19 protein-coding genes and 2 tRNA genes are annotated in these 22633 nt (G+C 44.6%); 6 read left to right on the forward strand and 15 right to left on the reverse strand.

The window, feature by feature from the left end:
• Complete coding sequence (locus AB5443_RS08950; protein ID WP_044653844.1) at window positions 1-297, reverse strand: septum formation initiator family protein; 297 nt, start codon at window positions 295-297, stop codon at window positions 1-3.
• 161 nt (window positions 298-458) lie between these two features.
• On the opposite strand from AB5443_RS08950, the gene AB5443_RS08955 reads away from it, so the two are divergent.
• Window positions 459-2333 carry a DNA polymerase III subunit gamma/tau gene (locus tag AB5443_RS08955; RefSeq protein WP_368114513.1) on the forward strand — a complete coding sequence of 625 codons (1875 nt, stop codon included), beginning with the start codon at window positions 459-461 and terminating at the stop codon, window positions 2331-2333.
• A gap of 78 nt (window positions 2334-2411) precedes the next feature.
• Here AB5443_RS08955 and AB5443_RS08960 read toward each other — a convergent pair whose 3' ends face one another.
• The 13 genes from AB5443_RS08960 to rho all read right to left on the reverse strand — a co-directional run bounded on the left by AB5443_RS08960 (window position 2412) and on the right by rho (window position 16396).
• Window positions 2412-2645 (reverse strand): PspC domain-containing protein, encoded by a 234-nt coding sequence (locus tag AB5443_RS08960; protein WP_073343429.1) that lies wholly within the window; start codon window positions 2643-2645, stop codon window positions 2412-2414.
• 107 nt (window positions 2646-2752) lie between these two features.
• Window positions 2753-3211, reverse strand: a complete 459-nt coding sequence (locus AB5443_RS08965; RefSeq protein WP_368114512.1) for a hypothetical protein — start codon at window positions 3209-3211, stop codon at window positions 2753-2755.
• Window positions 3208-3663, reverse strand: coding sequence for a DUF3990 domain-containing protein (locus AB5443_RS08970; protein WP_368114511.1), 456 nt, complete (start codon window positions 3661-3663; stop codon window positions 3208-3210). Before AB5443_RS08970 ends, AB5443_RS08965 begins: the two co-directional genes overlap by 4 nt.
• Window positions 3664-3739: 76 nt before the next feature.
• Window positions 3740-3815 (reverse strand) — tRNA-His (locus AB5443_RS08975).
• 64 nt (window positions 3816-3879) lie between these two features.
• Entirely contained in the window at window positions 3880-5034 is a 1155-nt protein-coding gene (locus AB5443_RS08980; RefSeq protein WP_277135503.1) for a CapA family protein, read from the reverse strand.
• Window positions 5031-5912, reverse strand: a complete 882-nt coding sequence (gene folD, locus AB5443_RS08985; protein WP_022136766.1) for a bifunctional methylenetetrahydrofolate dehydrogenase/methenyltetrahydrofolate cyclohydrolase FolD — start codon at window positions 5910-5912, stop codon at window positions 5031-5033. Before folD ends, AB5443_RS08980 begins: the two co-directional genes overlap by 4 nt.
• A gap of 133 nt (window positions 5913-6045) precedes the next feature.
• Window positions 6046-7428 carry a cytochrome c peroxidase gene (locus AB5443_RS08990; protein WP_044653847.1) on the reverse strand — a complete coding sequence of 461 codons (1383 nt, stop codon included), beginning with the start codon at window positions 7426-7428 and terminating at the stop codon, window positions 6046-6048.
• Window positions 7429-7445: 17 nt separating this feature from the next.
• Window positions 7446-8234: a cytochrome c biogenesis protein gene (gene ccsA / locus AB5443_RS08995; protein WP_277135502.1), complete on the reverse strand. Its 789-nt coding sequence runs from the start codon at window positions 8232-8234 to the stop codon at window positions 7446-7448.
• Entirely contained in the window at window positions 8218-9096 is an 879-nt protein-coding gene (locus tag AB5443_RS09000) for a cytochrome c biogenesis protein ResB (protein WP_167966509.1), read from the reverse strand. The genes ccsA and AB5443_RS09000 overlap by 17 nt, the downstream gene beginning before the upstream one ends.
• A gap of 500 nt (window positions 9097-9596) precedes the next feature.
• Window positions 9597-10919, reverse strand: a complete 1323-nt coding sequence (ffh, locus tag AB5443_RS09005) for a signal recognition particle protein (RefSeq protein ID WP_022136770.1) — start codon at window positions 10917-10919, stop codon at window positions 9597-9599.
• 57 nt (window positions 10920-10976) lie between these two features.
• Entirely contained in the window at window positions 10977-12299 is a 1323-nt protein-coding gene (locus AB5443_RS09010) for an MATE family efflux transporter (RefSeq protein ID WP_022136771.1), read from the reverse strand.
• 192 nt (window positions 12300-12491) lie between these two features.
• Window positions 12492-13958 carry a sulfatase gene (locus AB5443_RS09015; protein WP_277135501.1) on the reverse strand — a complete coding sequence of 489 codons (1467 nt, stop codon included), beginning with the start codon at window positions 13956-13958 and terminating at the stop codon, window positions 12492-12494.
• Between the two features lie 197 nt (window positions 13959-14155).
• Complete coding sequence (gene rho, locus AB5443_RS09020; protein ID WP_277135500.1) at window positions 14156-16396, reverse strand: transcription termination factor Rho; 2241 nt, start codon at window positions 16394-16396, stop codon at window positions 14156-14158.
• A 234-nt stretch (window positions 16397-16630) separates the two neighbouring features.
• Here rho and AB5443_RS09025 point away from each other — a divergent pair, with 234 nt between their 5' ends.
• Window positions 16631-17467 carry a 4Fe-4S binding protein gene (locus tag AB5443_RS09025; RefSeq protein ID WP_022136774.1) on the forward strand — a complete coding sequence of 279 codons (837 nt, stop codon included), beginning with the start codon at window positions 16631-16633 and terminating at the stop codon, window positions 17465-17467.
• Here AB5443_RS09025 and tilS read toward each other — a convergent pair.
• Window positions 17452-18732 (reverse strand): tRNA lysidine(34) synthetase TilS, encoded by a 1281-nt coding sequence (gene tilS, locus AB5443_RS09030; protein WP_277135499.1) that lies wholly within the window; start codon window positions 18730-18732, stop codon window positions 17452-17454. The two genes, AB5443_RS09025 and tilS, sit on opposite strands and share 16 nt — an antisense overlap.
• Before the next feature lie 164 nt (window positions 18733-18896).
• On the opposite strand from tilS, the gene feoB reads away from it, so the two are divergent.
• From feoB to AB5443_RS09050, 4 genes are all read left to right on the forward strand, one after another.
• The gene (gene feoB / locus AB5443_RS09035; RefSeq protein WP_195406425.1) at window positions 18897-21383 is read left to right on the forward strand and encodes a ferrous iron transport protein B; all 2487 of its coding nucleotides are present in this window, start codon (window positions 18897-18899) and stop codon (window positions 21381-21383) included.
• Window positions 21380-21595, forward strand: coding sequence for a hypothetical protein (locus tag AB5443_RS09040; protein ID WP_044657127.1), 216 nt, complete (start codon window positions 21380-21382; stop codon window positions 21593-21595). The genes feoB and AB5443_RS09040 overlap by 4 nt, the downstream gene beginning before the upstream one ends.
• Before the next feature lie 51 nt (window positions 21596-21646).
• A tRNA-Cys gene (locus AB5443_RS09045) sits at window positions 21647-21718 on the forward strand.
• Between the two features lie 130 nt (window positions 21719-21848).
• On the forward strand, window positions 21849-22589 hold the full coding sequence (locus AB5443_RS09050; RefSeq protein ID WP_195406423.1) for a Fic family protein: 741 nt from the start codon (window positions 21849-21851) through the stop codon (window positions 22587-22589).
• The last annotated feature ends 44 nt before the right edge of the window (window positions 22590-22633 follow it).

Raw genomic sequence — 22633 nt, forward strand, 5'->3', positions numbered from 1 at the left:
TTATTCTTCAAAAACGTAAATATCTTCGTTGGGTTTCTTCATCAGATACTTCTCACGGGCAATCTGCTCGATGGCATCCGGATTGGTGCTTATTTCATTGAGACGTTTTGTGTTCTCTTCATAATCCGCCCGGTACTTTTCTATTTCTTCTTTCAATTGACTGATTTCACGCTCATATCCGAAACGGCGAACCAAACTGTTCTCGTCCAGAAAACCTATGATGACAGCAAATGCAACGACCGTAATAAGATACTTGCGTCTGCATATGAAATTCCAAATACTGATTAGTTTACCCATAACTTCTCCTTATTAATATTCGCATTAATATCCGCAAAGATAAAACTAATAACTTAAAAACTTATCGCTTCGGCTTCAAAACTTCTCTCTCTATCCCTTATTACTTATCACTTTTTTGTGTACATTTGCAGCAAAAGCAAAAAACAGAGAGAATCCCGGATATGGAAAACTATATTGTATCAGCTCGTAAGTACCGACCATCCACGTTCGAGTCAGTGGTAGGTCAGCGGGCACTGACCACTACGCTGAAAAATGCGATTGCCACTCAAAAACTCGCTCATGCTTATTTGTTCTGCGGGCCGCGTGGGGTAGGAAAGACTACTTGCGCGCGTATCTTTGCCAAAACGATTAACTGTATGACGCCCACCGCCGATGGCGAGGCTTGCAATCAATGCGAATCTTGCGTGGCGTTCAACGAACAGCGTTCGTACAATATCCACGAACTTGATGCCGCATCCAATAACTCGGTAGACGACATCCGCCAGTTGGTGGAACAGGTACGCATTCCGCCCCAGATCGGCAAGTATAAAGTATATATCATCGACGAGGTACATATGCTCTCCGCATCTGCTTTCAACGCATTCTTGAAAACGTTGGAAGAACCGCCCCGTCATGCTATCTTTATTTTGGCTACAACAGAGAAGCATAAGATTCTTCCCACCATCCTTTCCCGTTGCCAGATTTACGACTTCAACCGGATTAGTGTGGAAGATACGGTGAATCATTTGTCATATGTCGCTTCGAAAGAAGCCATCACCGCAGAACCGGAAGCATTGAATGTGATAGCGCTGAAAGCGGACGGTGGTATGCGTGATGCCCTGTCTATCTTCGACCAGGTAGTGAGTTTTACGGGTGGAAACATCACGTATAAGAGCGTGATTGATAATCTGAATGTACTTGATTACGAATATTATTTCCGTCTGACGGATTGCTTTCTTGAGAATAAGGTAAGCGATGCGTTGCTGCTTTTCAATGATATATTAAATAAAGGCTTTGACGGAAGCCACTTTATAACCGGCTTGTCCTCTCATTTCCGTGACTTACTGGTGGCCAAAGATGCGGTGACCTTGCCTTTGCTGGAAGTAGGAGCGAGCATACGCCAACGTTATCAGGAGCAGGCGCAGAAATGTCCGTTGCCTTTCCTGTATCGGGCGATGAAGCTCTGTAATGAATGTGATTTGAATTACCGCATCAGCAAGAACAAGCGTTTGCTGGTAGAACTGACCTTGATACAGGTTGCACAGCTTACCACCGAGGGGGATGACGGTAGTGGTGGGCGTAGCCCTAAGAAGACTATAAAACCCGTGTTCACTCAGCCTGCCGCAGCTCAGCAGTCGCAGGTCGCTTCTGCAACCTCAGCTCAGCAGAATCCTGTTCATTCGTCTCCGTCGTCAACTACTTCAACGCAAGTTGCTGGTAATGTTACTGCTGTCCGTCAACCGCAGACATCTGCGGCGGCACAGCCTGCATCGTCTTATCCGAATGCGACTTCTTCTGCTCCTTCACAGGGGGCGGGAGCTCCTCAGGTAGTGAGGGAAGAGCAACGGAAAGTTCCGGTGATGAAGATGTCCAGTCTGGGCGTGTCCATCAAGAATCCGCAGCGTGGGCAGGAGACTCAGAATACGGCTACGGCCACTGCTCCCAAAGTGCAGATGCAGCCGGAAGAGGATTTGATATTCAATGACCGTGACTTGAACTATTACTGGCAGGAATATGCGGCGCAATTGCCTAAAGAGCAGGATGCGCTGATGAAGCGTATGCAGATGCTTCGTCCGACACTGTTCAAGAACTCGACGACTTTTGAAGTTGTAGTGGATAATGAGATGGCAGCGAAAGACTTTACCGCCCTGATTCCCGAATTGCAGGAGTATCTTCGCGGCCGGTTAAGGAATAGTCAGGTAGCGATGAAAGTGCGGGTTAGTGAAGCGGCGGAAAATATACGTCCGGTAGGACGTGTAGAGAAGTTCCAGATGATGGCACAGAAGAACCAGGCTTTGATGCAACTGAAAGAGGAATTCGGACTTGAATTGTATTAGTCTTTTAAAGAATCCATATAGAATAGAGCCCCATTCGAGTTTATGCCAAACAATAACTAATCGAATGGGGCTCTTGTTTTAATGTAATCTGTTATTCATACGTTCTTCATATCCGTCTGACGGCATTTTGGACGGCATGATAATCCATAGAATGATATAGATGATTACTCCAGCGAAAGCCGTAAAGAATGTAGCTAATATATATACTATTCTCAATAAAGTCGGATCCCAGCCGAAATACTCTGCAATTCCGGCGCATACTCCTGCAATCATCCGGTTAGCAGAACGGGTTAGTTTCTTGTTGTTTCCCATATTATAGTATAATTTTGAGTACGAATGTTGCACAAATATAAAGAATATATTTGTTCTTGTGTTCTTTTGTCCGAAAGATTTAGTTTATGGTTCGTATATCTTTGATTTTATAATACTTCTCCCTTCTGATAGGAAGCATACAGGTAACTCGGATTTTCGTAATACATGCTACTATTATAATTGTCTATTTTATCAGCTATCCATGAATTATATACTTCTATTAATGCATGAATAGGAGTTTTATTCTCATGTTGGCAAACATCAATAATGAGTCGTTGATATACTTTTCCAATATCCCAGTGAGTAGGAATAGCGTATTGTGCCTGAGCTATATTATCAAAATACCCAGCTGAAATATGATATTTCTCGATAAGCTCATCCGATACTTTATCTATATTGTCACTGTGATAAATGTCAGCCAAATTATATAAGTGCTGTAATCCGTCTTGTCCGATTGCATTAACTATCACACGACGGTAATTTTTTGTTTTTCGTGCTATGTATTCTATCAGGCTACATACAAAAAATAAATTGTTATATTCAGTCTTTTCTCTTCCGTTTATCATTTGTTCACCTCCTCACTTTTTATAAAGGTTAGACATTCAACAGCTTTGTCGGTGCAAAAGTTTATTTGGTGGGTAGGATGTTTAAATTCGGCTAATGCCCAAAATTGTTTTCGGGTAATAACCCCATTGATAAAATCAGCGATGTAGTTATATATTTGATCGTCTGCCATAGCGCCTATGACAATATCATAATTATGCTTTTCTCCTTTACGGCAAGATACGATAAAATCCAGCCATTCTTCTGTCATTTCTTTAAATTCGAGGATTCGGAGAGATAAATCCGGCTTGTATTGATAGGTACACACAATAGGAGTATCGTAGCGTTTCGCCCATCTTTCCGCTTGTGCTTTTAAGACAGTACAATAGAATCCTGTACCAAAATCTTTGGTATATTTCCCTTCAATTATTTTCGGGAAAATGATTTCGCAATATGTACCGTGGTATATCGTCATGATATTCGAAGCTTTTTATAAGAAAAAAGCCTCGAATATTACTACTCGAAGCTTGCATAATTTTTCTTTTTTTGTTGGGTGGAAGACCGGACTCGAACCGGCGACATTCAGAACCACAATCTGACGCTCTAACCAACTGAACTACATCCACCATGTCTGCGTTTCTCTAACGCGGTGCAAAGATAGATATTATCTTTTAATCTCCAAAAGATTCTACTACTTTTTTTGATAAAAAGTATATTCTTTTATTCCCCGATTGTGCTTGCTGAAAAGGGTTCGCGCGTCATTCGTGAAGATTTTCAACGAGTTACGTGCTTGTAAAGGAATTGAGTCAGCCGGTAGGTTGACGGGGAGTAATTGATGATTTTTTTTCCCGGATTGCATCGGGCGGGCTGTCCATACCAGACTGTACTCACAATTATTGAGACGTGTGGTACTATCTTTTACTAATTCCATCCTTACCATAAGTCCGCCATCCGTGCGGCGGGCAGACATATTGGAGATATAATTTCCCAGTGAATAGACGACGAGATGCTTGTCGTTTGTCAGACTGTCCGTGCGTACTTCGATAGGTTGTACCACGTGCGGATGCGAGCCGATTATGTGGCTGACACCTTTTTGGAGTAACCAGTCGGTCAGGAACTTCTGTTCTTTGTTTGGCAAGGATTGATATTCTATCCCCCAATGCATACAGGCGATGATTGCGTCCGGTTGCAAGGCTTTGCTCGCTTCGATGTCTTTGGCGATAATCATTGTGTCGATATAATTCACAATGTTGGGAGGGGTGACGGGTATGCCGTTTGTGCCATACGTGTAATTGAGCAGGGCGATGCGGAATCCGTTCTTCTCCAATAGGAGAGGATATTGTTTCTCACGTGCTTCGGCGTTGACATATGTTCCGGCATGAGGAATCTTCAGTGTGTCGATTAACTGGATGGTACGTTCCAATCCGGCTCTGCCACGGTCGAGACTGTGATTATTGGCAGTTACGAGGACATTGAAACCGGCATCATGAATGGCGGTCAGATATTCATCCGGCGCACTGAAGGCAGGATACCCTTTATAGGGCTTTCCGCCTAGTGTAACTTCCAGATTGGCGATAGCGAAGTCCGCTCTGCCTATTTCTTCTTTGACATATTCGAAACAGGTGGAATAGTCATAGCCTTTTGCGGTACGGGCGGCATTGATTTGACCTTGATGCTGCATCAAATCTCCTACGAAAAGGAGTCGCAATGTGTCGGCAGGCATAATACTGTCAACTGCGGAGAGAGTATCAGATGAGGTATTATTAATAGAATCTCTCCTTGCCTGCGACCGTGAGGAGCAGGACAGGGAGAGAAATATGAGTATCAGAAACAATGAATGTTTCATTGATAAATGGCTTTCTTGCCGGCCAGCAGCGTATTTTTCATCAACGATACAATCGTCATCGGCCCGACGCCACCCGGCACGGGAGTGATGAATGAACACTTCGGAGCCACTTCATCAAACTTCACGTCACCGGTCAGTTTGAATCCGGATTTCTTCGTTGCGTCCGGCACGCGGGTAGTACCTACGTCGATAACTACTGCGCCTTCTTTCACCATTTCGGCTTTCACGAAGTTGGGCTGTCCCAAAGCGGCGATAATAATGTCGGCTTCCTGACATTCTTTCACCAGATCTTTGCTTCGGCTGTGGCATACAGTCACGGTGGCATCGCCCGGATAAGCCTTCTGCATCATCAGTGCAGCCATCGGTTTGCCGACGATATTACTGCGTCCGAGTACGACACATTTCTTGCCCGAAGTTTCTATTTCGTAGCGTTTCAGCAATTCGAGGATACCGTTGGGAGTGGCAGATACATAGCAGGGGAGTCCGATGGACATGCGGCCTACGTTAATCGGGTGGAAACCGTCTACATCTTTACGGTAATCAATGGTTTCGATTACTTTCTGTTCGGAGATATGTTTCGGTAACGGGAGTTGCACGATGAAGCCGTCCACATCGCTGTCTTCGTTAAGTTCGCGTACTTTCGCAAGCAGTTCTTCCTCGGTCACGTCACTTTCGTAACGGATAAGTGAAGATTTGAATCCGCAAACTTCGCAGGCTTTTACTTTGGCAGCTACATACGTTTCGCTGCCACCATCGTGTCCTACAAGGATAGCTGCCAGGTGCGGACGTTTCCCGCCACGAGCCACAATTTCGGCTACTTCGGCTGCAATCTCTTGTTTCACTTGTTCGGAAATGGCTTTTCCGTCTATCAGAGTCATATTTTCAGAGTATTTATTGGTGATGGGCAAAAGTAAAATAAATAACTGAACTGTCCAAAAAGATTGGAGTATAAAAAAGAAGATGCTGTTGCCGGCATCTTCTTTCTTAGTAGATAATTCGCTCTCTTATTGTTTAAATCATGTTCTTATTGGTCAGTAGTTTGCCTTTGTATTCGCCTGTCAGCGTACGGAGGAAACCGACGATTTTGTCTACTTCCTGTTGTGGCAGGTCGATGCCCAACTGATACTTGGCCATGGCACGGACAGCATCGTCCATTGTTGCCATACTGCCGTCGTGGAAGTAAGGAGCGGTAAGTTCGATGTTTCTCAAACCGGGAACTTTGAAGCGGTGACGGTCGCGTTCTGTCTGCGTTTGTTTGAACCGTCCGTTGTCTTCTTCAGTCATTTCTGCCTGTCGTTCGGCAAAATAATCATGCTTTACGCCAATCAGTTCGTAGGACTGTCCGCCCAGGATTTCTCCTACGTGGCAGGTGGCGCAATCGTATTTCTTGAAAAGCTCGTATCCGGCGATTTCATCTGCGGTGATAGCGTCTTTCTGACCTTTCAGGTAACGGTCGAAACGTGAGTTGGGAGTTAATAATGTCTTTTCAAATTCCTGGATGGCGTTTGTGATATTCTTTTCACTAAGTCCGTCGGGATATACTTCATTGAACGCTAAAACAAAGTTCTTGTCTTCCGCCAGTTTGCCGATAATCTGGTCGAAAGATTCGCAAGCCATTTCCACCGGATTCAACGGAGGGCCGGCAGCTTGTTCGGCAAGAGTTCCGGCACGTCCGTCCCAGAATTGAACGAAGTTATAGGCTGCGTTGTAGACTGTCGGAGCGTTCACGCCACCAAACTGGCCGCCTACACCTTCGGAATATTGTTTGTTGTCTACACCACCGGTATCCAATCCGTGACAACTGGCACATGATACGGTGTTGTCGGCTGACAGACGGGTGTCATGGTACAATAAATCTCCGAGAACGACCTTGCGTACATCTACCGCAATAGAGTCAGCGATGGGGCGGACGGGTTCGTTGGTAAAGTCAGGAGCGACTGCTACGTCCGTGTATAGCCCCATGCGGTGGTTCTTTACCCAACTGAGTGCCACTTCTTTTTTTGCATCATTGAAAGAAGCCCCCCAGTGTACGAGATAATACTTTGCCTGCGGCATTTTTCCGTCGAGGATTACTTTCTCTACTTTTGCCAGGTCTACCGGATTAAGGGGACGACCTTCTTTCAAGTCCTTTTCCATTTGGGTCATGTCGAAAGCACGGTAAGCTTCACTCACATCTTCCATCACGATTTTTCCGGCAACGGGCATACTTGCGTAAAACGGTAAGTCAGGCGTCGATGTGTGGCATCGCAGACATCCTGCGTCCGTAATGATTTGCTGCATTTGGGCGTTTGCTTCCAGATCACTGGAAGGAACCCGGTGCATGAGCCGGTAGGTGACTGCCAGTGCTGTCACTACCACCAACAGTGCAACGATTAGTTTTGTACTTTTTTTCATTTCACATTTGAATTAAATTAGTTGTTATTACGATTATATAAGTGCACGCTTTGTTGGGCGGCCGGCAAGTAGTTCACTCCATACCAGCACATTTGCAGGGCGAGGAAGGAGACGATGAGCAGTGCGTACAGGCTTTTCCGTCCGGCTTTTTTGAAAAGGCGGAGATGTATATAGAGCAGGTATCCCATCCAGGTGATAACCGCCCAGGTTTCTTTCGGATCCCAGCTCCAGTAGTTTCCCCAGGCTTCCTTTGCCCAAAGGGAGCCGAGTAGCATGCCGATAGAAAGAAAGGCTACTCCGGCATAGACGAGGTTGTCCGCCGTGTGCAGATATTCTTCCTTGTGGTGGAATAATCCGGTCACTGCAATGATGAACGCGCATCCCAGAACGGAATAGGAAAACATATATACCGTGACGTGCGGGATGAACCATATGCTTTGCAGCGCCGGCATCAGTGACTGGTCATGTATCTCGGGTTTCATCAGGTTGATGATGATAAAGACGGTGGAGAGCAGTGTCGAGAAAGACAGAATCCAACGGTATTTCCATCTTATATAGGTAAGCAGTCCTGCCACTCCCATGAAGAAAGAGTACCATAGCCGGGTTTCTCCCATGGAGCGCAAAGGCGGGCGTTGAAGGAAGACCCACAATCCGGCAATGAAGATGCCCAAAATGATAATGCCGGCTGACGTAAAGGCTGTTGCCGCCTTGCTCTTCGTTGACGAACGAAGGGAGAATACGGCTCCTGCCAGCCATAAGCAGACGGATATGGCTGCAAATACATAGAAATTATCCCAGTTTATCATACTTTTTCGCTCCGTTAATGAATAATAGAATCGCTCCGGCCAGCATCATCAGGATGCCTGCCACTATCGCATATTTCCAGGGTTGTTTTACTACTTGCAAGATGCAATATTCACTGTCGTTGCCTTTTGTTACGTCATAGCCGGTGAGATATACGTCTTCTCCCAATCGGTAGGCGTACGGGTGATTCACTTCGAGTAGTGCTTTTTCATTTCCTAAACGTACATTTGCCGCAAAGCGGGAAGGACGTCCGTTCGGGTAATATTCTACGGCAAAAGAGTCGAGCGCTATTTCATAGTCCAAATAATGCGGCGCGCCGTTCATGTCGAATGCTTCACGTGCCGGTTCACCTTTATATATAGGTATGCGTAGTGTCTGGGTATCACTGCTGCCGAAGAATCCCGCGAATAAGGCGAGCCATAAACCTGTATGGTTTAAGATGAAGCGCCACCGTGCTTGTTTGCGGTGTTGAAAAGCGTGAATGGTAATCATTCCCAGATTACTTAGTAATAAAAGAAGTATGGCTATAAATATCCAGCTAGTCATAAAGTTATAGCATCCTAGCAGGGCAAGAATACCTTCACGCGCCTCTGCCGCTGTATCTGATAGTTGTGGGAGAAGTCCTATCACTAAGCAGCCGCCGATAAATAATCCGATGGATAGCGCGCTGGTCTGAGGGGAGCAAAGAAAGCGGGTAAAACCTGAATTTTTGTATTCCTTATATAATATGTATAGTATGAAAAGCCATATTGCCGCAAAGATGATGTTGAGCGGAAAGGCAAGGAAGGAAACCGGGAAGTTTCCTGTGAATAGTTGCATGGCAACTGCCGATAATATATATCCTGTCGTATAGATATAACGCATACTCGTGTTTCTGTTTGTAATCTTTTGCAAAGTAATAAAATAAAAACGAATAAACATCTAAAATCTTTATAAAATTGTAATCGTTACAATTAAATGGCAGCATTATTATGGATTTGATAGAATATATGCGGTCTTTTTAGCCTGGTTCTTTCTATCGGATTTGCGTAATGCGTGAACTATTCATCGTAATGATTAAAATATTCATTGCAGTGATTAAAGATTTTCACTGTAGTGAATAAGGATTTTGAGTGCAGCGGATTATAACTTTTTATGCAGTCGGGTAGTGGTCATGTTGCAAGGTGACAATAGTCACTTTGTAAGGTGATAAATGTCATGATACATGGTGATAATTGTCACTATACAATGGGACAACTACTAAGGAATGGTTTGGAAATCCATAAAGATACAAAAATAATAAGAGAAAAGCAATACCCTCTTACAAAAAAAGAGGAAGCCGTGGCTCCCTCTTTCTATTCGGAATTTAGAAATAATTCTTTCTTTTATCTCTTCATTTTCGGCATCATCTTGCCCATTTTGCTGCTGGTTACCATCTTCATCATTTTGCGGGTCTGGTCGAATTGTTTCAGCAAGCGGTTTACTTCTTGAATCGTTGTTCCGCTACCTTTGGCGATACGTGTGCGGCGTGAGCCGTTCAGAATTTCCGGGTTAGAACGTTCTGCCGGGGTCATGGAGTAGATGATGGCTTCGATGCTCTTGAACGCATTGTCGTCAATATCAATGTCCTTGATAGCCTTGCCTACTCCCGGAATCATGGAAGCGAGGTCTTTCAGGTTACCCATCTTCTTGATTTGGGCGATCTGGCTGAGGAAGTCGTTGAAGTCGAACTGGTTCTTGGCAATCTTCTTCTGCAGGCGTTTGGCTTCTTCTTCATCATATTGTTCCTGAGCACGTTCTACCAGTGAGACAATGTCACCCATACCGAGGATACGGTCGGCCATACGGGCAGGGTGGAACTGGTCGATTGCTTCCAGTTTTTCTCCCGTACCTACGAACTTGATAGGCTTGTTGACTACCGAACGGATGGAAAGGGCCGCACCACCACGGGTGTCACCGTCGAGCTTGGTCAGTACTACACCATTGAAGTCCAGGCGTTCGTTAAATTCTTTGGCTGTGTTTACGGCATCCTGACCGGTCATGGAGTCTACCACGAACAGGATTTCGTTCGGATTAATGGCTTCCTTGATGGCGGCGATTTCGTTCATCATCTGTTCGTCTACTGCCAGACGTCCGGCGGTATCGACGATGACGAGGTCATATCCTTTGGCTTTGGCTTCTTGAATAGCGTGTTGTGCGATTTCCACCGGATTCTTGCTATCCAGTTCGCAGTACATCGGAACTTCAATCTGTTCTGCCAGTACACGCAACTGTTCGATAGCAGCCGGACGGTAAACGTCACAAGCTACGAGTAACGGCTTGCGATTCTTCTTGGTTTTCAGCATGCGTGCCAGCTTACCGGAGAAGGTAGTCTTACCCGAACCCTGCAAACCTGACATCAGGATTACTGCCGGACGGGAGTCGATATTGATTTCGGCTGTCTCTCCACCCATCAACTGGGTCAGTTCGTCGTGCACAATCTTCACCATCAACTGGCTCGGCTTCACAGCCGTAAGTACGTTCTGTCCAAGTGCCTTCTCTTTCACCGTATCCGTGAAATTCTTGGCAACCTTGTAGTTTACGTCGGCATCGAGAAGTGCCTTGCGTACGTCTTTCAGCGTCTCCGCCACGTTGATTTCGGTGATTTTGCCTTCACCTTTCAGAATCTTGAATGACCGTTCCAGTCTTTCACTTAAATTATCGAACATAGTTGTTTAATTACTAATTAATATTTGAGCCTGCAAATGTACAAAAATCTCTCGTATTTATATCTTTTTATTCTGCCATTTTGCTTTTTTGAGATAAATATAACTTGTTATCAGCAGCAAGGTATAGTACACTATCTCAATCGTAAAGCAGATTTCAATTGGTGCTTTGAGCCACATTCCGATGAATATGATGTATGAACCGTAGATGATGATTGTAATTGTTTCGAGCAATAAGGCGGCTTGCGTATTTCCCGTGCCGGAGATTCCGTTGAAGACGACATTGGCTACCGACGCGATGAGCATGGCGATGCAAATAACATATACTGAGGGCACGGACTCTGTGATAAGTGCGGCTTCACTGGTATAAATGGATAACAGGAACTGTGGAAACAGTGCCGACAGCGCTACCAGTCCCAGCATGATGAAGAATGAGAACCGGGCGATTTTATTGATAAGCGGCATCACGAACTTGATTCCACCTGCTCCGATGGCGTTGCTTACAAGGCTGTTGGTGGTGGTTGCCAGTGCATTGACCGGAATCAGCAGTACGACGTAGATGCTTCGGACGATATTGGCGATTGCCAGTTCCCGTTGCCCCAGTCGTTCTACGGCTACAAAGAAAACGAACCAGGTGGCCATCGACAGGAAATATTGCAGCATCGTGAAACAGGAGATGCTGAGAATACGCATCAGCAATGCGGGGTCGAACGACCGCAGCCGGTTTAGCCCATATTTCTTCAAGTCGACTGTGATATATGTATAGACCAGGAAGAAAAGTATTGAAGAGGCTTCTGCCAGTACGGATGCGATGGCGGCTCCCTTGATACCCATTTCGGGCATACCGAACTTACCGAAGATTAATACATAGTCCAGCACTACGTTTGTCAAAGCCATGACAACTGCGTTGATTGTGAGTACTTTGGTTCGTGTGATACCAATGTATAATGCTCGGAACATGACGTTGATAAAGGAGAAGAAGAATCCGTAAATACGCCAGTCCAGGAATTCCATGGTTCCTTCGTAGATGGATTCTGAAGAGACGAGCAGCCGCATGATGTTGCCGCCGAATGCTTTGGTGAATCCGAACAGTATCAGTGCCATGGCAAAGAGAAACATGACACCCTGAATCATGACCGGGCCTACATCCGTATAGCGTCCTTCGCCATTGCGTCTTGCAATGACAATCTGCGAACCGGTGCTGAATCCGAATGCAATGGTGAATATGCATATATAGAATAACCCGCCCATGGCCGAAGCTCCAAGGGCTACTTCACTCACGTGTCCGAGGAATGCCGTATCGGTGACGTTGATGACATTTTGCGCCAGCAAGCTGAGTAGTATCGGGTAACTGACACTCCAAATCTGTTTGTTGGTATACATAATTAAGGGATTAAGTTTACAGTTTGCAAAGATAACGCTTTATTTCGATTCGGGAGTAACGGGGTAGATGAAAACTATTTCCGGTTGACATCATGCCGGACGATGGTTTCGGGTAGTTCTTGTGTCAGCCGCATAATACGGAAGAAAAAAAGAGAGCGAAGATTTTCTTGTAATCTCCGCTCTTTTTTTATTTTATTTTCTTTTGAGAATCTCACGTGCTCCGGGACCTTCGTGATTCGGATAGCCGGGGCTGTGGTTTCTGCACCGCGGGTCAGCGTCTACTTTCAGGCTACGGTAATCGTCATTTGTACGGGTGATGTAGTCGTCGAGCATTGCACGGTGTTCTGCGAGAACCTTGGAGTATTTAGGGTCTTTGGCAAGATTCTTACGTTCTCCCGGGTCTTTCTTCATGTCGTAGAGTTCTTCTCCGTTACCTTCCAGATAGTGGGTGTATTTGTATCTTGGGCCACGTACCATGCGTCCCGGGGTAGTTATGTATTCATATTCGCTATGCCATTCGGAAACGGCATACGGGTGGGTTTTCGTTTGTTTCTCTCCTTTTAATGTAGGGGCAAGGCTGATTCCTGCTTTCTCTGCCGGAACGGAAATACCTGCCAGGTCGCAAAGAGTAGGCAGAAGGTCTATCGTGGGCTGTGTGAGCAGGTGGTCTACCGGCTTTTTCTGTTGTTTGATGCCGGGGCCTGCAAAGATGAACGGAACATTTGTCATTTCATCATAGAAGCTGATATGCTTGGTTACCATACGGTGTGAAGCCATTCCGTCACCGTGATCGGCTAAGATGACTACGATGGTATTCTTTCCGGCGGGTGTGGAGTAGAGTGCTTTCAATACGCTATCTACCTGTTTGGATACCATTTTCGTATAGTGTTGGAAAGCGGCAATGTAGTGGCGGTAGTTTTCTTCGCTCCAATGGGAAGCCTGCGTCATGCGGCGGTGACTGCAACAGATATACTGTACGGGAGTAGGGATACTGCTCCAGTCCTCGACATCAAAGTTGGCAGGCAGTTCGGGAAGAGTACCGCTAATCGGACGGTCGGTATGTACACCTTCGTTTGCTCCTACAAATCCGCAGATGTTATGTGGGTTTTGAAAATCGGCAATGCAAATGAAAGGCTCCTCCGGCGGATTGCTCAGATAGGCTACTACGTCTTCACAGGTTCCTACATCCAGGAAACTGTCATTGTTGACAGGAAATTCAGGGTCGGTGAACGGTTTGGCTACCGGTTCTTTATGTTTGAATCCTCTTAACGAACCCATGTCATGAGTCTTTCCGAAGTGTACGGCTTCGTAACCGTTCTCGGAGAAAAGGCTTCCTAATGTCGGAACATTTTCCGGTATACTTGTGTTGATGGGCTCACTGGAATTGGAGCGTACATTGGTTTGATGAGGCATCATGCCGCTCCATAAGGCTGCGCGTGAAGGTTGGCTGAGGGGGCAGCCTACATAAGCATTGGAGAAGATAACTCCCCTTGAAGCGACTTCGTCCATAGGAAGGGTGCAACCTTGTGTATGTCCGTAAGCGCCTACGACGCGTTGCGTTAAATGGTCGCATTGGATAATCAGGAAATTCGGCTTTTCTTGTGCCTGGGCTGCTATGCCGCATAGGGCTAAACCCATAAAAGGATAAATCGTTTTCATTCTTGGTTAGAATTTAAGTGATGTTGATTTTGAAGCAAAAGTAGGAAAAAAGGGGATGTAAAAAAGGGTAGGGGAGTAGTTTTGGACGCAATTGACAGTAATTTGTACAAAAATGAAATATTGAAAAAGAGAATGGTGGCCAAACTGCGATTCTCTCACAGTATGACCACCATTCATCGTTTATTGTTTTCCGTTGATTAGCTGTTCATGCTCATCAGGAATTCGTCGTTATCCCTTGTTTTCTCCAGACGGTCTTTTACGAAATCCATTGCTTCAATCGGATTCATGTCGGCAAGGTATTTGCGTAATATCCACATGCGGTCGAGAGTTGTCTTGTCAAGCAGCAGGTCGTCGCGACGAGTACTGGATGCAGTGATGTTGACTGCCGGGAAGATACGCTTGTTTGACAGGTTGCGGTCGAGCTGCAACTCCATGTTACCCGTACCCTTGAATTCTTCGAAGATAACTTCGTCCATCTTGGAACCGGTATCAATCAGGGCCGTGGCGATGATAGTCAGTGAACCGCCGTTCTCGATGTTACGTGCGGCACCGAAGAAACGTTTGGGCTTGTGCAGTGCGTTAGCGTCGACACCACCGGAAAGTACTTTACCGGATGCCGGAGAAACTGTATTGTATGCACGTGCAAGGCGAGTGATAGAATCGAGGAAGATAACCACGTCGTGGCCACATTCAACCAGGCGTTTGGCTTTTTCCAATACGATACCTGCGATTTTTACGTGGCGTTCTGCCGGTTCGTCGAAAGTAGAAGCGATAACTTCCGCGTTAACGCTGCGCGCCATGTCGGTTACTTCTTCAGGACGTTCGTCAATCAGCAACATAATCATATACACTTCCGGGTGATTGGCTGCAATGGCGTTTGCAATATCTTTCATCAAGATAGTCTTACCGGTCTTTGGCTGGGCGACGATTAATGCACGTTGTCCTTTACCAATCGGAGCGAAAAGGTCTACAACGCGGGCAGACATAGAGTCTGAATAGCCGCCTTTACAAAGTTTGAACTTTTCATCCGGGAAGAGGGGAGTCAGATGTTCGAAAGGAACGCGGTCGCGAACGAAAGCGGCGTCACGTCCGTTGATTTTCGATACCTTGACCAGCGGGAAATATTTTTCGCCTTCTTTTGGCGGACGGATAACACCTTCTACTACATCACCGGTTTTCAGACCGAACAGTTTGATTTGTGACTGTGATACGTAAATATCGTCCGGAGAAGAAAGGTAATTGTAATCGGAAGAACGGAGGAATCCGTATCCATCCTGCATGATTTCCAAAACGCCTACTCCGTTGAGGATATCGTCAAATTCGTAAGGCTTTTCGCGCTCGATAACTTTGCGCTCCTGCGGTTGCTGTGCCGGAAGGTTCTCATGAGCATTATTCTGCTGATTGCCACGCGGCATAGGCAGGCGCTGTTGGTTCTGATTCTGATTTTGGTTATTGTTGCGCTGGAAATTATTATTGTTGTTATTATTGTTACCGGCGTTGTTATTATTATTGTCACGTGGACGAACAATACGCGGACGTTGCTGTTGAGCTTGCTGCTGTTGCTGGGATTGTTGCTGCTGCGGATGAGAAGAGGGCTGTTCAGATGCCGTTTGTACCGGTTCTGCTTTGGTAGCCTCGAACTTACCGAACAGTTCGGTAGGAAGCTCTATTTTTTCAGAAGGCAGGTCTTCGATTGGGATGAAATCATCATCGGCATTGGACAGGATATTGCTTTCCTCATCAATAACAGGTGCAGCTTTCTTTTGTGGCTTTGCTATTATTTTCTTTTCAGCAGCAGGTTTGTTGGCTTCTGCGGCAGGCTTGTTTGCTTCCACAACAGGTCTGTTTGTTTCAGTAACCGGTTTATTCTCTTTTTCTTTCTTTTCGGCAGGTTGTTGCACCGGAGCGGCTTTCTTTACAGTTTCAGTAGGCTTTTCTGCTACAACAGCCGGTTTTGCTTCCGCTTCTTTGGTAGCTTCCGGTTTGGCGTTTTCTACTTCTTTTTTCTCAGCAGCGTCAGCACCCTTGCGTGGACGGCCTACTTTACGTTTGGGAGCAGCAGTGTTTTCTGCTTTGGCTTCAACGGCAGGAGTTTCTTTTTCTTTGTTTGCACTTACCTCTTTGGAAGGTTGTTGTGTTTTAGCAGGAGCAGCTTCTTTGTTTTTTGCCACTTCTCCACTCTTTGTTGCGGAAACTGCCTTGTCTTCTTTTTTGGCAGGAGTTACACGCGGCGAACGCTTTTTCTTGTCTTCTTTGCGCTCTTCTTTGAGTTTGTCTGCGGCAACTTTCTTAGTAGCTCCTACAATGGCCTGTTCATCGAGTATTTTATAAACAAGGTCTTCTTTTTTGAATGAGTCTGCTTTTTTTATGCCTAACTCTTTGGCAATAATTTGAAGCTCCGACAGATCTTTGTCGTTTAATTGGATAATGTTATACATATAGTATGGTAAGTTATTAATATTTCTTTTAGCTGAATTATGGACAGCATTACTACAGCTTATAGCCACAGATATGCAAGCATACGTTTTGTTTTTTATTATGAATTAGGGATGTATGTGTTGAATCGTAGAATGTTTCAACGGGGCAAAGATAATAATTTTTTTTGGTTTCATGAACAATCAACCATTTTTTTCCACGTAAAAGTGTATCTTTGCTATATAAAAGAAAATAGTATGACAGTAAATGAAGCTTATTTAATTTATTTTTCGCCTACACACACATCAAAACAAATAGCGGAGGCGATTGTTCACGGAACGGGCATAAAAAATATTCTTCCCGTAAATGTCACTCAACAGAGTGCTGAGGAAATCGTAATTCCCACATCTGCATTGGCTGTTATTGTAGTTCCTGTATATGGCGGACATGTTGCTCCTTTGGCAATGGAGCGTTTGCAGAATATTCGCGGACTGGATACCCCTACTGTCTTAGTCGTGGTTTATGGAAACCGCGCTTATGAAAAAGCTTTAATGGAGTTGGACGCTTTTGCCGTTCCTCACGGATTGAAAGTGATTGCCGGGGCGACTTTTATTGGAGAGCACTCTTACAGCACCGAAAAGCATCCGATTGCCGCCGGACGCCCTAATGACGCCGATTTGGCTTTCGCTACGGATTTTGGAACAAAAATAATAGAAAAAATACAGACTGCCGATAGTATGGATACTCTTTATCCGGTAGATGTACGTGCCATCAGACGTCCGGCCCAACCCTTCTTCCCTTTGTTTCGTTTTTTGAGGAAGGTTATAAAGCTCCGCAAAAGCGGCACGCCACTTCCCCGTACTCCTTGGGTGGAGGATGAAAGTATGTGTACTCATTGCGGACTGTGTGTGGTGCATTGTCCGGTAGGAGCCATTACCAAAGGGAATGAATTGCATACGGATGAAACCAAATGTATCAAATGTTGTGCCTGCGTGAAAGTCTGCACCAAGAAGGCAAGAGTATATGATACTCCTTTTGCTACATTACTGTCTGATTGCTTCAAGAAACAGAAACTTCCTCAAACTATTGTATAGATAACGACACGTCGGGTCGTTTCATCAATACGAAAGCGGTTGTCTGTCCGTTCGCCTATCAACCACGCAATGCGTTCTCCGCAACAGAGTACCCACTGGCGTTCTTTTTGGCTGATAGAAAATTTGCGGTCGGTCAGATAATCGCTTACTTTTTTCTTTCCTTTCATTCCGAAAGGGATAAAGGTATCGCCAGTCCGCCATTTCCGATAAGAGATTGTTCCGTCCAGTTTGTCTGCGTCGAAACAGGCAGTTCCCTTTTTTCGTGGAATCTGAAAGTCCGAAGTATATTCTTTTTCTTCTTTGATGATTTGAAAAGGGAGTTCTTCTTTATCTTCCGACTGAATTTTTTCTAATAAAAGAAACTCCCTGTCTTTAATCACTCTCCATTCTTTACTGCTGAACTGCTTTCCTGATTGTCCGTGAAGTGAATGGACGATGTCTTTGATTTGTGCGGAGTTGAATCCCAATGGATGTAGTATTTCAAATAAAAGTGCTTCGGGTGCCGGTTCTTTTACTAATTCGCAGATTCGGATACCTTCTGTTGTGGCTATTCTCGTTTTGGCTTCTTCTATATACCTATTATATATAGTAGCCACATCACTCAGGTAATTGCCGGTTTCTATCAGGCTGTTTTTTACGGATGGATTAATGGTCTGCATGAGCGGAAGAAGGTTGAGCCGGATTTTGTTACGGGTATATTCGTCTTCCAGATTAGTGCTGTCTGTCACATAATCCTGTCCGATACTTTGCAGGTATCGCATGATTTCTTCCCTGTTGATACAAAGTAACGGGCGTACGATAACCCCATTGCGGGGACGGATTCCCAATAATCCGGTGATACCTGTTCCTCGGATCAGGTTCAGCAGTATCGTCTCCACGCTGTCATCCTGATGGTGGGCAATTGCTACGACATCGGCACGGCATTGGTTCCTTATTTCTTCAAACCAGTTGTAGCGTAGTTCACGGGCTGCCATCTCGATGGAGATATGTTTTTCGGCGGCGTATCGGGTAGTGTCAAAATCAATTGTATGCAGATGGATTCCATATTTCTTGCATAGTTGGCGGACGAACTGCTCGTCGCGGTTTGATTCTTCGCCACGCAGGTGGAAATTGCAATGCGCCGCTTCACAAGGATAACCTGCTGCATGAAGGATGCATAGCAATGCCACCGAGTCGGCGCCGCCGCTCAATGCGATCAGGATTTTACTGCCGGAAGAAAATAAATCCTCTTTTTCTATATACTGTTTAATCCGTTGTTGTATCATATTCTGCAAAGATAATAGTTTATTAAAGTATCTCAAGTGAATGACCGTTGTTTTTAGTTGCAGGCAGTGTCTTGGAATACGAAAAAGCTTGTTATTTAAAAACAATCTAAATAATTTGCATGCTCCGAAGTTATGAATTATCTTTGCCGAAAATTTTGAGAGTTATGCGTTTGTCCGAATTAAAAACAGGCGAAAAAGGTGTCATCGTTAAGGTATTGGGGCACGGTGGTTTTCGTAAACGTATTGTGGAGATGGGTTTTATCAAAGGTAAGACGGTTGAAGTACTGTTGAACGCTCCACTAAAGGATCCCATTAAATATAAAGTCCTGGGTTATGAAATATCTCTTCGTCGTCAGGAAGCTGAGATGATTGAAGTGGTCAGTGAAGAGGAAGCTAAAAGGCTGGCTGAAGAGGCTATTTATCATGAAGGACTGCCTGAAGATATATCTGTAAAAGAAGAAGAGATGAAACGGTTGGCGTTAGGTAAACGCCGTACCATCAACGTTGCCTTGGTCGGAAACCCGAACAGTGGCAAGACTTCTTTGTTTAACCTGGCTTCCGGTGCTCACGAGCATGTCGGAAATTATAGTGGCGTGACCGTAGATGCCAAAGAGGGTTATTTTGATTTTGAAGGTTATCATTTTCGCATTGTCGATTTGCCGGGAACCTATTCTTTGTCGGCATATACCCCGGAAGAGATTTATGTCCGCCGTCATATTATCGACGAAACCCCGGATGTTATTATTAATGTGGTCGACTCTTCGAACCTCGAACGGAATTTATATCTGACTACCCAACTAATTGACATGAATGTCCGTATGGTCGTGGCTCTGAACATTTACGATGAACTGGAAGCCAGTGGAAACACATTGGATTACCATTTGTTGAGCAAATTGTTCGGAGTTCCGATGTTGCCTACGGTAAGTAAGAAAAATCGTGGATTGGATACTCTGTTTCATGTTGTCATTAATCTCTATGAAGGAGTCGACTTCTTTGATAAACAGGGGAATATGAACCCGGAAGTGCTCAAGGACCTGACCGAATGGCATGATTCTTTGGAAGACCGGAAACACCATGAAGAGGAACACTTGGAAGACTATGTGCGTGAACATAAGAAAACCGGACGTGTGTTCCGCCATATTCATATCAATCATGGGCCTGATTTGGAGAAAGCCATTGAAGCGGTAAAGGAGGAGGTTTCCAAGAACGAATTTATCCGCCATAAATATTCCACCCGTTTCCTGTCTATCAAATTATTGGAGAACGATCCGGATATAGAGAGCTTTGTGCGCACTTTGCCGAACGCGGAAAATATTCTCAGTATTCGTGATAAAATGGCTAAACGTGTTCAGGGCACGATGAATGAAGATTGTGAATCTGCTATTACGGATGCAAAATATGGTTTTATCAGTGGTGCTTTGAAAGAAACATTTACAGATAATCATTTGGAGCAAGCGCAGACTACAAAAGTGTTGGATGCTATCGTTACTCATCGTATCTGGGGGTATCCCATCTTTTTCCTTTTCATGTATCTGATGTTTGAGGGCACGTTTGTGCTTGGGGAATATCCGATGATGGGAATTGAATGGCTAGTGGAGCAGATTGGTGATTTGATACGTAATAATATGTCCGAAGGGCCGTTGAAGGATATGCTGGTTGACGGTATTGTCGGTGGAGTAGGGGGAGTCATTGTCTTCTTGCCGAATATTCTTATTCTGTATTTCTGTATTTCGTTAATGGAGGATTCAGGATATATGGCACGTGCTGCATTTATTATGGATAAGATTATGCATAAGATGGGGTTGCACGGAAAGTCATTTATTCCGTTGATTATGGGATTCGGATGCAATGTGCCTGCAATCATGGCTTCCCGTACGATTGAGAATCGGAAGAGCCGCCTTATTACGATGTTGGTTAATCCGTTGATGTCCTGCAGTGCGCGTCTGCCTATTTATTTATTGCTGGTAGGGGCTTTCTTTCCGAACAATGCCAGTCTGGTGTTGTTAAGTATTTATGCGATTGGAATATTGCTGGCTGTGTTATTGGCACGTTTGTTCAGTAAGTTTCTGGTGAAAGGGGATGATACTCCGTTTGTGATGGAGCTTCCGCCTTACCGGATGCCGACAGCAAAGTCGATCTTCCGCCATACATGGGAGAAAGGGGCACAGTACTTGAAGAAGATGGGAGGAATTATCATGATTGCTTCTATTATCATTTGGTTCTTGGGCTATTATCCGAATCATGATGCCTATGAGACGGTAGCTGAACAACAGGAAAATTCATATATAGGTCAGCTTGGCCGTGCAATAGAGCCGGTGATAGCGCCCATGGGATTTGACTGGAAGTTGGGTATCGGTTTGATATCGGGAGTAGGAGCGAAAGAATTGGTTGTAAGTACTTTGGGAGTTCTGTATGTGGATGATCCGGAAGCTGACGAAGCTAGTTTGGCGGAGCGGATACCGATAACTCCATTGGCTGCTTTCTGTTATATGTTGTTTGTGCTGATTTACTTCCCGTGTATTGCGGCATTGGCAGCTATCAAGCAGGAATCCGGAAGTTGGAAATGGGCGCTCTTCGCTGCCGGTTACACGACGGGATTAGCTTGGCTTGTTTCATTCGCGGTTTATCAGATTGGAGGACTATTTGTATGAATAATTGGCAGGAATGGGTAGTCGGAGTACTGATTGTACTCTGCATTGCCCGAGTCATATACGGAATTTATGTTTTTTTTCGTCGTACGCGGGAAAGCGCTAATCCTTGCGACAGTTGTGTAAGTGGCTGTGAACTAAAGGATATGATGGAGAAGAAACGGAACGAATGCAGTGTAAAGAAAAAAAGTACAAAGAAAAATTGCTGCGGATAGTTGGTAATTTCAAAATTTGTACTACCTTTGCAACCGCAAACGAGAAATAACGGTTCCTTGGATGAGTGGCTTAGTCAGCGGTCTGCAAAACCGTGTACGGCGGTTCGAATCCGCCAGGAACCTCATAAAGAACCTCCAAAACGACTTATAGCAAGGTGTTTTGGAGGTCTTTTTATTTCTTGAAGGCATACAAATAGGAAGTATAGCTTCTGATGAAGTTTATTTTTGAGTAAATAAGAAAATTCCGAAAAGTATGAAACCTATATTCAACGAAGAACAGCAGAAGAAGGCTGCATTTATCTTGGAAAGCCCTCTGTCTAAGTTATCTGAACTTTATTCTAATGAGATAAAGGACTTGGCAGTGGTATGGTGTTATTATTCAGGAAAAATAGAAGGCAATACTTATACTTACGTTGAAACGGAAGCATTATTAAAGGATGGCATTACTTCCGAAAAGAGGTATGAAGATGCTAAGATGCTGAAAAATCTATATAATACTTTTATATCCGAAGTGGAGTATATTAATAAAGGAAAGAATAAAGAAGTGATTGATGAACGCACTTTATTCAGAGTTCACCAATCTATATCTACAGGTTTGGTTTCGGATGAAGAATCGGGTTATTTAAGAACAAGAGCTGTCCGTATTAGTGGTACAGAATATATTCCACCGAAGAGTTTGCATGATATTCGGGCTGAATTGAATGAAATATTTTATCAGCAGGAACAATATATAAATCCATTGGAACGGGCTGTCTATCTTCATTGTAGTATAGCTAAATTGCAACCTTTTATTGATGGAAATAAGCGTACTTCTCGAATGATGGAAAGTATTGCTTTGATGAACGCTGATATTATCCCTGTCTATTCCTCAAAGGATGCCGATATACTAAACTACAGGAAAGGATTGATCGCTTTTTATGAAACAGGTGATTACTCTCCTTATGTCGATTACTTCTTGAATAAGCAAGTGCAACGAATTAATGAAATTGAATAATTCTCTTGCTTTTTTTAAATCGAAAATATTTTCACTTTTTGTAT

Origin of the sequence: Bacteroides sp. RTP21281st1_H5_RTP21281_210402 (assembly GCF_040918965.1) — a bacterium.
Lineage (GTDB): Bacteria > Bacteroidota > Bacteroidia > Bacteroidales > Bacteroidaceae > Bacteroides > Bacteroides congonensis.